Consider the following 12,231-nt stretch of genomic DNA (forward strand, 5'->3'; position numbering starts at 1 on the left):
ATTCACTTTGTCTCATACCCCCTTCGCTAACGCGAATGTCGCGGGGTGGAGCAGCCCGGTAGCTCGTCAGGCTCATAACCTGAAGGTCACAGGTTCAAATCCTGTCCCCGCAACCATTCCCACACATACCACAACCGCCCAAAATTTCCTGTGGCGGCTTTTTTGTGCCCCTTTTCCGTCGCTTGGCTCTCGTTCAGGCGCTTCAAACACGTCCCATCCTATACCCCGGAATGCCAGGACGTCGATTTGCATTTGGGGGTATCTTGGGGGGTATGATGCCCGCCTCGGCAGGCAGCAGCTCACCCATAGCCCTCAAGGAACTCGAAGTCCGCTACGTTACCAAGCGCTCTAAGGACTACAAGCTCACCGACGGCGAAGGGCTCTGCCTTCTCGTCCGGCCAAACGGCTCCAAGCTCTCGCGCTTCAAGTGTAGGTCGACGGCAAAAAGAAGCTGCTGTCGTTCGGGCAGTACCCAGACATTGGGCTGGCCGACGCCCGGCTGCACCGGGCGGACGCCAAGGTTGCGTTGGGGCAGCGGCTCGACCCGGGTGCTAAGGACAAGTCGCCCGTCGTCACGACGTTTGAACAGGCTGCGCGCGCGCGGCACGCCAACAGGCTCGCGTCGCTCGACGTCAGCCACGCCTCACAGCTTCTGACCCGGCTTGGGCGCGACGCGTTTACTGCGCTGGGCAAGAGGGATCTGAAGGCTGTGATCAGCGCCGATGTGCTGGCGATGGTGCGCAGCGTCGAGGCGCGTGCCGCGCTGAACGTCAGCCGTCGCCTCAAGCAGCATGTTAGCCAGATCTACCGCTTTGCTATCCCCAGGGCTGGGCGAGCACTGATCCGGCCGAACACCTCTCCGTCCTGCTCAAGCCAAAACCCCGCACGCGATACATGGCGGGGGTCAGCACGGCGGAGCCGCGGCAACTGGCCAGGGCGATTGATCGCTACGACGGTGACGAGACGCCCAAGCGACGCGCGGTCACCCGCGCTGCGCTGCTCTTCACGCTGGGCGCGGACCAATGAAACGAAGCTAGCGGCGTGGGAATGAGTGGGCGAGTACGGGTATGGGCATGATCGACGCAGTCCCGGACCAAGCGCCGCTTCAATCCCTGCGAAGTTTGATGCTGACAGCGTGCTCGTGGCATGAACGCATTTGAATGCGAACCGTCTGAATCCGAGCTAATTCGGCGTTGGTGTTACTGGGTCAAAGCGCCACGGAAATCTCCGACCTCTAACCAATAGCCATCGGGATCCTGCACATAGATCTGGCGAACTCCATCGAACCTGACCTGCATCGTGCGCGGATTGCCTGCTAGGTCAGTCCAAACGATGCCATGTCGCTCCAACCATGTGATGACGACGGCGAGATCGTCGACGTGCAACGCTAAATGCTCGTTCCGGTTTGACGGTTTCGGCGCGGTGCGGCCGTCCAGTATGTGCAGCGCCAGTCCATTACCGAGGTCGAGCCAACGGCGGTTCTTGAGCGGGGTCGGGATAATCCGCAAGCCGAACGCATCATGGTAGAAGGCTGCGCTACGATCAATGTCGCCCGCCTGAATCGCGACATGTTCGGCTGTCACGGGAGGGGAAACCGTCGCCTGCGGCGCTGCAAGGACAAGAAGAACAGACTGAACGATCATGAGTGGTGATCCTCGAAACACGTACGATGGTACAACCTGATATTCGGACGATCGTCATTATCCCCTGCGCGAGGTCAGTTCAGTTCCGCATCTTCCAGGTTCGGCAGCAGAAGGTGGACGATGGCGAGCGCTATGAAATAGGCGATGCCGGCCCAGATGAATACCGGGACGTAGCTGCCGACTGTTTCGAGGACGTGCCCAACATAGCGCGCCATGATCATCCCGCCGACAGCACCCGCTGCGCCGCCGATACCCATAACGGAGGCGACCGAACTCTTCGGGAAGGTGTCCGAGACCATAGTATACAGGTTCGACGACCATCCCTGATGCGCCGCCGCGGCAACGCCGATGATTGCGACGGCGGCGAACAGGCTGGAGACGGTACTGGCCAGCATGATCGGCAGCACCAGCACGGCGGAGGCAAGTAGCGCCAGTTTGCGGCCAGCGTTGACGCTGTAGCCACGCTTGATCAGCGCCGACGACAGCCAGCCGCCGCCGATGCTGCCGACGTCCGCGAGGAGATAGACGGCGATCAGCGGCGGGCCGAAGGTCTTGAGGTCCAGGCCGTGGCGCTTGGCGAAGAAGTCGGGCAGCCAGAACAGAAAGAGATACCAGATCGGATCCGTCAGGAATTTCGCGGTGATGAAGGCCCAGGTGCCGCGATAGCGGAATAGGCGGCGCCATGGGATCGGCGCCGTTCCGGCGTCGTTTTGCTGATCGGCCTGGATATAGGCAAGCTCCTGCTTCGATACGCGGGGGTGATGTTCCGGCGCACGGTAGAAGATCAGCCATGCCACCAGCCAGACAAAGCCGAGCATCCCCGTCACGAGGAATGCCGCGCGCCAGCCATATGCCAGCGTGATGATCGGGACGACGATCGGTGTGGCGATTGCGCCGACATTGGCGCCGGCGTTCAGGATGCCGGCTGCCAGCGCGCGTTCCTTCTTCGGAAACCATTCGGCGACCGACTTGATCGCGGCCGGGAAGTTCGCAGCCTCGCCGAGCCCGAGCGCGAAGCGGGCGATCGAGAAGCCGCCGGGACTCCGCACAAAAGCATGGACCAAAGCGGCAAGGCTCCACACCGTGATCGCCGCGGCATAGCCCATCTTGGACCCGATCTTGTCGATCAACGGCCCGCAGGCGAGCAGGCCAATTGCGTAGGCCGCCTGGAACCAGAACACGATCATGCCATAGTCGATTTCGGTCCAACCCAGTTCGCCCTGCAAGGTGGGTTTAAGAATGCCGATGACCTGCCGGTCGATGTAATTGATCGTCGTCGCAAAGAACAGCAGCGCGCAGATGACCCAGCGGACATTGCCTCTGGCCTTTTGCGGGCCAGGACCCGTCGCCCGTGTTGAACCGTCCACGCTCGCTCTCCCTCGCGGTTTGTCCGCCTGTTATCGTCTGTCGAATGTCGCCAGTTTTCGGCGAGTATCACGTTGTCCTGCACGCGCGGCCGCCAAACGCGCGCCAGCAGACCGCGTTCGCCGACGATCGCATCGACGATGCCTTCGCCCCCAGCCGAGTCCCACGCCGCTGCCAGCTCCGCCGAGCGTCGATCAGTTCATGGTCCAGCAGTGCGTCCCCGCCGCGCGCGAGCCGCTGGCGCAGCCGCGCGCGGCGACCGGTCTTGTCGTCGGGGGCGTCGTTATCGACCATGCGGCGATGTTAGCACCGCGCGCGGGGATGCGACCACCACGTCGCGAACTGACCCGATCAGCCGCGCTTGCGAGGCGTCCGTAGCGGTCTCGGTCACCGCGAACAGGCCGTCCTGCGGGGTGAGCATTTCGCGGGCGGCAGGGGAGCGTAGCGATGCGCCGACGATGCCCCAATCGCGGTCGCCAGCCGCCATGGCGCGATCGGTGAATACCGCCTGATGCGCGCGCGCGAGGGCGCCGATGCCGAGATGGACGATGCCGATACGCTGGGCCATGCGGTCATAGTCGAAGCGCGCCACGTTCGCCGGCAGCTGGTCGATCGTGGCGGCGGACAGCCTCACAGGCGGTATGACCGACGCGCAAGCCCAACGGTCAACTCTTGCGCAAGTTCGACCGCCTCCCAATCCGCCAGCCGGTGCTCGGCGACAAGGCGGGCGAGAAACGCGCAGTCGACGCGGCGCGCGACGTCGTGACGCGCGGGAATCGACAGGAAGGCCCGCGTGTCGTCGTTGAACCCGACCGCATTGTAAAAGCCGGCAGTCTCGGTCGTCATTTCGCGGAAGCGACGCATGCCCTCGGGCGAATCGTGAAACCACCAGGCGGGCCCGAGCCGCAGACAGGGATAATGACCGGCGAGCGGCGCGAGTTCATGCGCATAGGTGGATTCGTCGAGCGTGAAGAGAATGATGGTGAGGGTCGGGTCGTTGCCGACCACGTCGAGCATCGGGCGCAGGCCGTTGACGAAATCGACACGGCCGGGAATGTCGGCGCCGCGGTCGCGTCCGTGGCTGGCGAACAGCCGCGCGTTGTGATTGCGGACGCTGCCGGGATGAATCTGGATGACCATCCCGTCCTCGATAGACATGCGCGCCATCTCGGTCAGCATCTGCGCGCGGAACAGCTCGGCATCGGCAGGAATCGGATCGGGTCGGATCACGCGTTCGAACAACGCCGCCGCGTCGCCCGGATCGAGGTTCGCAGTACGTGCGGTCGGGTGGCCGTGATCGGTGGCGGTTGCTCCCGCAGCGCGGAAGTCCGCGCGGCGCTTTCGGTGCGCGGCGAGATAGCCGGGCCATGTCCAGACGTCCTCGCCGGTCAGTGCCGCGAACCGCTCCATCGTCGGGCAGAACGCTTCGTGTTCGACGTCGATGACGCCGTCGGGACGGTAGGTCGTCGCGACGCGGCCCGTCCAGTCTGAGTCGCGGATCGCGCGGTGCGCGTCGAGCGGATCGTCGGCGCCTTCGGTAGTCGCGAGGAATTCTATCCCGAACCGTTCGAACAGCGCACGCGGACGAAAGGCGGCGGTCGCGAGGCGTTCGGCGATGCCGTCGAAATACAAGTCGCTCGTCGAGGCATCCAACGCCACCCGGAAACCAAAGACCTCGGCAAAGACGTGGTCGAGCCACGTCTGCGACGGTGTGCCGCGAAACAGATGGTAATGACTGGCGAGCGTGCGCCATGCTTCGCGCGGATCGGTTTCGGGCACGCCCTCCCGTGACGGTACGCCAAGTTGATCGAGCGCGATGCCTTGGCTGTAGAGCATCCGGAACAGGTAGTGATCGGGCGCCAGCAACAGGCTGGTCGCGTCGCGCCACGGTTCGTTCGTCGCGAACCAGCGCGGATCGGTATGGCCGTGCGGCGAGACGATTGGCAGCGTGGCGACCTCGGCATACAGCGCGCGCGCGATCGACCGCTGGTCCGGATCGCTGGAGAACAGTCGATCGGGAGATAGGCGAATTGGGCGGCTCACGATCGGGTCGCCATATGCGCGATCCCACGTTCCAGGCCACGCAGTTCGGCTAGGCCGCGCATGCGCCCGAGCAGCGAATAGCCGGGCAGCGTGTGCTTTGAGAGATCGTCGAGCATCTGGTGGCCGTGATCTGGGCGCATAGGGATCGAGCGACCCTCGCGCGTCTGCAAGGTATGAATGGCAGCGACCAGCGCGGCCATGTCGGCATCACCGGCGAGATGCGCGGCCTCATGGAAGGCGTCATCGGGTTCGCGCTGGACCGACCGCAGGTGAAGGAAGCCGATCCGATCGCCCAGCCGTTCGATCATGCCCGGCAGGTCGTTGTCCGCACGAGCGCCGAACGAACCCGCGCAAAAGCACAGACCGTTGGAGGGGTTGGGGACCCGCGCGAACAGGGTTGTGACATCGGCCTCGGTACTGACCACGCGGGGCAGTCCGAACAACGCGAAGGGCGGGTCGTCGGGATGCACCACCAGCCGCATGCCGAGTTCGTCGCCGAGCGGGCAGATCGCCTCTAGAAATGCGATGTGATTGGCACGAAGTCCCTCGGCATCGATGGTTTCATACCGGGCCAGTGCGTCGCGGAACCGGTCGGCGGTAAAGGTCTCCTCGCTCCCGGGGAGACCGGCGATGATGGTCTTCTCGAGCAGGTGCAACGCTTCGCCATCCATCCCCGCGAACCGGCGTTTTGCCCTCTCGACCAGCGCGGGGGAATAATCATGTTCGGCGCCCGAGCGTCGCAAGATGTGGATGTCGAAGACGGCCGCCGCGTCCAGATCAAAACGGAGCGCGCGCGCGCCGTCGGGCATCGCCCAAGACAGGTCGGTGCGCGTCCAGTCGATAACCGGCATGAAGTTATAAGTTACCGTGCGAATGCCGCACGCTGCCAGATTGGTCAAACTTTGCCGATAATTGTCGATCAGCACGTCCCAATCGGTACTGCGTGTCTTGATCGCTTCGTGCACGGGCAGGCTCTCGACCACCGACCAAACCAGCCCGGCCGCCTCGATCTCGGCTTGGCGCGTGGCGATCGCGTCCTGCGGCCAGACCTCACCATTTGCGAGCTCGTGCAGCGCGGTCACGATGCCGCTTGCGCCGGCCTGGCGAATATCGCGCAACGTTACCGGATCGGAGGGGCCGAACCAACGCATCGTCTCGATCATTGACACCGGGCTTCCTCTCTCGATTGCGCGAACCTTATCGCCCGCCACAGTTCATGCCTGTTTAGGAATCCTAGATCTATTAGGCCAAATTTAACAAAGTGGTCAGGCCAGATTTTGTGAGCGTCCCCGTTGACGGTACCGGGTGATCGGGGGGGCGCTGTGGATCGGCGACAAGGACAGCACGCGAAGATTGCCGCCGGTACGCGCGTGAATAGAAAATCGGGTGCGCCGCGATACCGTGCGGCGCACCCTTAGTTTGTCGACATCGGCAATGGGGAGTGCCGATGTCGATTGGGGAGGCTGGAGTATTCAGAACTGGAAGTTGACCGCCAAAGCGTAGGTGCGGCCGAAATAGGAGGTGTAGAGGGGGTCTTGGCGTGTCGTGTCTACGGTCAGCCGGTTGGTCTCGTTTGTGATGTTGGAGACCTCGGCGATCAGCTTGATATGCTCGTTGAGATTGTACGAGCCCGACGCGTCGACGAAGATCGAACTCGCGTTCGATGTCGAATCCGCATCGACGGAGCCGCTGGGAACGGCTGTCAGGAACGCCGAGCGATAGTTTACCGTCGAGCGAATGCTGAACTTGTCGTCTTCGTAATACAGCGTCCCGCTTGCCGTTTCCGGCGACAGGCCCACTAGCGGCGCGGTACGCGAAAGCGTCGGCGATATGACGTAATTGATGTTCGAACGGACCCGCGTGAAGTTGCCGAGGGCCCCGAAGTTCTTCAACGCGCCCGGCAGGAAGGTGAAGGGCAACTGGACGTTCACCTCGAACCCGCGCAGGGGCCCGCCTTCGGTGTTGTTGCTGCGCTGAACCGTGAACACGTCGGTCGGCCGAAGCTGCGTACCGTTGAGCAGAGTCAGCGGCAGGCCGATGTCCTGGAAGGCGACAGCCTGGCTCGTCGTCTGGATGTAGCTTTCGATATTCTTGTAGAAATACGCGACCGAGATCAGCGAGCCCTTTGCGAAATACCATTCGAGCGCCGCGTCGAATGTATTGGCACGGATTGGCTCGAGGAACGGGTTGCTGAAGGATGCGGTCTGGATGACGAGGTTCGCAGAGCCTGCGGGGATCAATTGGCCGTACGCTGGCCGTGACATGACGCGAGCCACCGAAGCGCGCGCGATCAGTTCCGGCGTGATGTCCAGTGCGAGGTTCGCTGATGGCAGCCAGTCATCATAGCTGCGGCTGACCTCCGATATCACGAAACGCGACGGATAGAGCGACCCGGCAGGCGCTGCCGAAGTGATCGGACCATAGGTGTCGAGGCTGGTATGGACGTAGCGGACGCCGGCATCACCGCGCAGCGCGAAGGGCAGGGAATTGGCGGTGTTGAACTTCACCATGGCGTAGCCCGAGCCGTATTTCTCATAGACGCCGCCAAACGTGCCCTTTGCGCATTCGAGACTGCAATAGACATAGCTTTCGAGGCCGACCGCATCGCGGAATTTTTCCGGATCGATCGAGACGAAATCCTGCAACAAGCCGTCCAGATTGCTGCCCACGCCCTTCGTCACGGTGGTCAAACTTGCGAGAGTGACGCCCGCCGGCAGCGCGAGCGGCGTATTAGTGGCCAGCTGCCGCTCACGTGCGGTATATTTGTTCGTGCGATACTGACCGCCGACCTGAATCGTGAAGTCGGGCGCCGCCTCCCAATCGCCGTTGAGTTCGAATGTCTTGCTGGTGATCGTGTTGCGGCGGATGAAATTCGACAACTGTCCGCGCTGGTCGCCGTTTGCGAGCGGCGGGCCGTATTGGAATATCGCAGGATTGGCTGTGTCGATCCCGTAGCCGATCTTTGGAATGTCGGCGTTGTCGCGAAAATCGATCGAGAAATCGCGCGTGTCGTTCGCATCGATCGCGACTTGCAGGCGATCTACGTCGAGCCGCGACTGGTTGATGCCTGCCAAGCCATAGATCCGAACAGTGTCCGAGAAACGATGATCAAAGTTCAAATTGACCTGACGATAGGTCGACGTGAACTTCTCCTGCTGCATCTCCGATCGCAAATCGACGCCGTCGAAAAGGCCGTGCACCAGCGACCCGTTGTCGTCGACCTCGATCTCGCGGACCGACGTCAGGGGCTGGCCGTTGTTGGAAATCGCACGTCCGAACGAACGTGCATCGAAATACCTGTCGAGCCGGTCGACCTTGAACCGCGAATACAGGCCATCCAGCGATATGTCGGTATTGTCGCTGGGCTTCCATTGCAGCGTCAAAGTGCCGGCGAGCCGCTCCTGATCCTGGCTGCTCTTCACCGGGCGTGGCAAGCGCGGCAGATAGACGCCGCCGCCCGGACGACCGTTCACCCCGGTACGGCTCATGATGTAATCATAGGCTGCAGCATTGCCGGTGCGCGGATTGCCGGTGCTGCAATTGTTGGCGTCCGCACCGATCGCCGAACCGTTGGGCTGGGTGTAGCCGGCGAGGGGGCTGTTCGTCGCTGCCCCGCGATAGGTGTAGCCGACGGGGGTGCAGAACGGGAAGATCACGCCGGCGTTCGGAGTGCCGGTGGGCTGCGCCTGACCATAGACCGTCGTCGGCACGACATCGACCGCCGAATAGGCATATTCATCGATACGCCGCTTCGAATAGGCAATGCTGCCGAGAATGCCGAACGTTTCGCCGAACTTCTTGGAGACGAGCGCGGACAAGCGCGGATCGATCTTTTTGCTGATATCGTTGTAGATACCGCGCGCTGTGCCAGTGAGGACGAAATCCTTTTTCTGGTCGAACGGCTTGGGTGCGCGAAGGTCAACGGTCGCGCCCAGCGATCCTTCTTCGACATCGGCCGAAAGCGTCTTGCGGACCGACAGCGCCGAGAAGATCTCGGTTGGGAAGGTCACGAAATCGAACGAGCGGCCGGTCGCGACGCCGCCGCGGATGTCGCTGCCGCTGACCTGCGACACGCCTTCCATGCCGTTGATGCGTACCCGGGTGAATTGCGAGCCGAGGCCGCGGACCGAGATGTTGCGGCCCTCGCCGCCGTCACCGCGCGATAGCGCGACGCCCGGGATGCGCTGCATCGACTCTGCAAGGTTTGAGTCTGGGAACTTGCCGATGTCCTCCGCAACGATGCTGTCGATCGCGGCGGTCTCGTTGCGTTTCTGGTTCAGGGCGTTGTTTAACGCGGCGCGAAACCCGGTCACGATAATATCAGCGTTCTCTGTGTCCGCAGCCTGAGAGGGATCGGGCGGGCTCGTCTGACTGTCTGCAGGCTGCGGCATCTGGCTGCCCGCAGTCTGCTGGGCCATGACAGGCGCGGCGATGAATAGGCTGACGATGCTCGTCGAGATAAGCAGTTTCCGCTTATCGAAGCTCTTGCGGCTCAAAGACCCTCTCCCGATAGGCCGGGCGCGCCGATTTGACGCTGTCCGACATTTTGCCGCCCTAGTTTTCTAAGGTCGGTGTGATCCGTCAGGTATCATCGCCATTTTAATATGACAATGCCGAATCATTTGGTCAGGCAGATTGTTTAAAGTCAACTTGCAGCATGCGCGCTATGGCGTCGGGAGAGGCTGAAACTTGGCTGTCAAGCTTGTAGCGGTCGGGATCGGTGCCTGCGGTCCGTTCAGACCGAGCGGCGGGCTAGGGCGCGTCGGCGCTGGTCGGTCGCTGCGCGCGCGCGTTCGACGGCCTCGGTCTCGGTAACGTCGAGCAGGTGGTCGATCACGCGCGCGAGGTGATCGCGCATGGCGTTGCGCGCATCGATCGGCGACCGGGCCTCCAGGGCACTGAGAATCCTGCCATGTTCGATCATGCGGCTCTCGGTACCAAGGCTTCCGGCCTTTGCCAGCACTTCGCGCGCAAGCGGCGAGCGGAAGCGCATGTCCCAGAAATCGGTGACGGCCGAGATGATCACGGCATTACCCGTCGCCTCCGCGATTGCGATGTGGAACCGGCGATCGGCGTCCTCCGCCGCCGCTGTGTCGTCCTGATCCATCTCCGCCAATATGCCGCGCAATTCCAGCAGCTGCTGCTCGTTTATCTCCGTCGCGGCGACTGCGGCGACCTCGCCTTCGAGCAAGCGGCGCGCCTCGGTGATTTCGAACGCGCCAATGTCGAGCTCCTGTTCCGAGTCGTTCGACGAGGATGCCAGGACGAACACGCCTGATCCCTTGCGGGCCTCGACCATTCCCTTCATCTCAAGCGCGATCATCGCCTCGCGGATCGTCGGCCGGCTAACCTGGAACCGCTCGGTCAGGTCGCGTTCGGGGGGCAGGCGGGCCCCAACCTGGTATACGCCGTTCGCGATGTCCGTGATGATCGCCTGTACGATCTTGCGGTAGAGCTTACCGCCGCCTTCAGCGCCTTGCATTGCGTTCCTCGTTCGATGTGCGCCCGTCCGAACGTCGGCGCTGCTCCCTAATCGCGTCCAGTGGTGCAGCGTCAAGTCCTGTTGAGCCAAAAAGCGCACGGTTGCCTGATAATAATGCCTTACAATCCTGTTGCATGTGGCCCGACCACAATTTACGGTTGGTTCAGGAGAGGCCGTACGACAGCGACAAGTCGGCGGTGAACGATGTGAGACAACCGGACGTGTCCGGAGGGGTCGCTTGGCCCGCGCTCGCAGAAAAGAGAAAAGGGGAGGCGAATGACTCGAGTGCTCGCAATTCTGACATTGGCGGGGGCGCCATTGATGACGCAGGCATCGGTTTATGCTGCACCTCCCAGCCTTGCAGCATCGGCGCAGCAGTCCGCCACCAGTCAGGCGAAGGCCCCGTGGCGCGACGTGACCCCGCGCGAGGGCCTCGCCGGCTGGCGGGCGACCGGCGGCAAGGCAAGCTATGCGTTCGAGAATGGCGAGCTGATCGGGCGCGCCGAACCCGGCAAGACCAACAGCTGGCTCGTCTCCGAGGCGCAATATGGCGACTTCATCGTCGAGTTCGACGCGAAGACCGATCCGGCGCTCAATTCCGGCATGATGATCCGCGGCCAAAGCCGACCCGATTACCGCGACGGCGTAGTGCATGGATACCAGGCCGAGATCGATCCGTCGTCGCGTCGCTGGAGTGCCGGGCTGTACGACGAACAGCGGCGACAATGGCTCTATACGCTCGGTCGCAACGAGGCGGCGCGCCAAACCTTCCGCTCGGGCGACTGGAATCACTACCGTGTCGAGGCCATCGGCAATCGACTGCGGACGTGGATCAATAATGTGCCGGCCGCCGACGTCGTCGACGACGTGGACGCAAGCGGTTTCATTGCCTTCCAGGTCCATGCAATTCCCGATGCGGAGGCCGCACGGCATCCCGAAGTGCGGTTCCGCAGCGTCCGGATGATCACGGACTCGCCGGCGCGGTTCGCGATGCCGGCGACTGCGCTTCCCCAGCAGGGATGGTTGACCAATCGCCTGTCCGCAGGCGAGCAGCGCGCCGGTTGGAAGCTGTTGTGGGACGGGAAGACCGGCGCCGGCTGGCGTAGCGTCAAGGGCCAGGCGTTTCCGGCGTCGGGCTGGTCGATGGCCGATGGCGCGTTGCGCGTGGAAGGGGGTGGCGGGGATATCGCGACGACCCGCAACTACCGCAGTTTTGAACTGTCGCTCGATTTCAAACTGACGCCCGGCGCCAATAGCGGGATCAAGTACTTCGTCGATGCCGGCCGGCTCAAGAGCAAGGGCGAGTCGATCGGGTTGGAATACCAGTTGCTCGACGATGAGCGGCATCCCGATGCCAAGATGGGCCGCGACGGCAACCGGACGCTCGGGTCGCTGTATGACCTGATAGCCGCGAAGAACCTCTCCGATCCTGACAGCCCGGGCAAGCGGATCAATCCGCCAGGCTCCTGGAACCGCGCGGTGATTGTCGTGCGCGGCGCGCATGTCGAGCATTGGCTGAACGGCTTCAAGGTGGTCGAATATGACCGCGGATCCCCGGCATTCCGTGCGCTGGTGGCGCAGAGCAAATACGCCGGCGTGCCCGATTTCGGCGAAGGCAAGGAAGGACCGATCCTGCTTCAGGATCACGGCGACCGGGTCGAATTTCGATCGATCAAGCTGCGCGAACTCTGAGGGGGA

General features: G+C 62.8%; 11 protein-coding genes and 1 tRNA gene. 3 read left to right on the forward strand and 9 right to left on the reverse strand.

The genetic code is table 11. From position 1 onward, the window contains the following. Positions 1-39 precede the first annotated feature (39 nt). Positions 40-116, forward strand: a tRNA-Met gene (locus U1701_RS07540). Positions 117-355: 239 nt separating this feature from the next. On the opposite strand, the gene U1701_RS07545 is transcribed toward U1701_RS07540, so the two are convergent. Then, on the reverse strand, positions 356-640 hold the full coding sequence (locus tag U1701_RS07545) for a hypothetical protein (RefSeq protein ID WP_332781947.1): 285 nt from the start codon (positions 638-640) through the stop codon (positions 356-358). On the opposite strand from U1701_RS07545, the gene U1701_RS18695 reads away from it, so the two are divergent. After that, positions 527-1,051: a phage integrase central domain-containing protein gene (locus U1701_RS18695; protein WP_443026009.1), complete on the forward strand. Its 525-nt coding sequence runs from the start codon at positions 527-529 to the stop codon at positions 1,049-1,051. The genes U1701_RS07545 and U1701_RS18695 overlap by 114 nt on opposite strands. 148 nt (positions 1,052-1,199) lie before the next feature. Here U1701_RS18695 and U1701_RS07555 read toward each other — a convergent pair whose 3' ends face one another. From U1701_RS07555 to U1701_RS07590, 8 genes are all read right to left on the reverse strand, one after another. Beyond that, complete coding sequence (locus U1701_RS07555) at positions 1,200-1,643, reverse strand: VOC family protein (protein WP_332781949.1); 444 nt, start codon at positions 1,641-1,643, stop codon at positions 1,200-1,202. A gap of 74 nt (positions 1,644-1,717) precedes the next feature. Further along, positions 1,718-3,010 (reverse strand): MFS transporter, encoded by a 1,293-nt coding sequence (locus tag U1701_RS07560; RefSeq protein WP_332781950.1) that lies wholly within the window; start codon positions 3,008-3,010, stop codon positions 1,718-1,720. Between the two features lie 67 nt (positions 3,011-3,077). After that, positions 3,078-3,302, reverse strand: a complete 225-nt coding sequence (locus U1701_RS07565; protein ID WP_332781951.1) for a hypothetical protein — start codon at positions 3,300-3,302, stop codon at positions 3,078-3,080. Next, a complete protein-coding gene (locus U1701_RS07570; RefSeq protein WP_332781952.1) occupies positions 3,292-3,642 on the reverse strand; it encodes a mannitol dehydrogenase family protein in 351 nt (116 codons plus the stop codon). The genes U1701_RS07565 and U1701_RS07570 overlap by 11 nt, the downstream gene beginning before the upstream one ends. Further along, a complete protein-coding gene (gene uxaC, locus U1701_RS07575) occupies positions 3,639-5,051 on the reverse strand; it encodes a glucuronate isomerase (protein ID WP_332781953.1) in 1,413 nt (470 codons plus the stop codon). Before uxaC ends, U1701_RS07570 begins: the two co-directional genes overlap by 4 nt. Beyond that, the gene (gene uxuA, locus U1701_RS07580; RefSeq protein WP_332781954.1) at positions 5,048-6,214 is read right to left on the reverse strand and encodes a mannonate dehydratase; all 1,167 of its coding nucleotides are present in this window, start codon (positions 6,212-6,214) and stop codon (positions 5,048-5,050) included. Before uxuA ends, uxaC begins: the two co-directional genes overlap by 4 nt. 309 nt (positions 6,215-6,523) lie before the next feature. Beyond that, positions 6,524-9,364, reverse strand: coding sequence for a TonB-dependent receptor (locus tag U1701_RS07585; RefSeq protein ID WP_332781955.1), 2,841 nt, complete (start codon positions 9,362-9,364; stop codon positions 6,524-6,526). Positions 9,365-9,786: 422 nt separating this feature from the next. Beyond that, positions 9,787-10,533: a FadR/GntR family transcriptional regulator gene (locus U1701_RS07590; protein WP_332781956.1), complete on the reverse strand. Its 747-nt coding sequence runs from the start codon at positions 10,531-10,533 to the stop codon at positions 9,787-9,789. A 321-nt stretch (positions 10,534-10,854) separates the two neighbouring features. On the opposite strand from U1701_RS07590, the gene U1701_RS07595 reads away from it, so the two are divergent. Next, on the forward strand, positions 10,855-12,225 hold the full coding sequence (locus U1701_RS07595; protein ID WP_332781957.1) for a 3-keto-disaccharide hydrolase: 1,371 nt from the start codon (positions 10,855-10,857) through the stop codon (positions 12,223-12,225). Positions 12,226-12,231 lie beyond the last annotated feature (6 nt).

It is taken from the genome of Sphingomonas rhamnosi (assembly GCF_036663615.1).
Lineage (GTDB): Bacteria > Pseudomonadota > Alphaproteobacteria > Sphingomonadales > Sphingomonadaceae > Sphingomonas.

Excerpts from the sequence above, each read along its gene's own strand:
- U1701_RS07555 (WP_332781949.1), bottom strand. The coding sequence starts at position 1,643 with ATGATCGTTCAGTCTGTTCTTCTTGTCCTTGCAGCGCCGCAGGCGACG.
- U1701_RS07565 (WP_332781951.1), bottom strand. The coding sequence starts at position 3,302 with ATGGTCGATAACGACGCCCCCGACGACAAGACCGGTCGCCGCGCGCGG.
- uxuA (WP_332781954.1), bottom strand. The coding sequence starts at position 6,214 with ATGATCGAGACGATGCGTTGGTTCGGCCCCTCCGATCCGGTAACGTTG.
- U1701_RS07590 (WP_332781956.1), bottom strand. The coding sequence starts at position 10,533 with ATGCAAGGCGCTGAAGGCGGCGGTAAGCTCTACCGCAAGATCGTACAG.
- U1701_RS07595 (WP_332781957.1), top strand. The coding sequence starts at position 10,855 with ATGACGCAGGCATCGGTTTATGCTGCACCTCCCAGCCTTGCAGCATCG.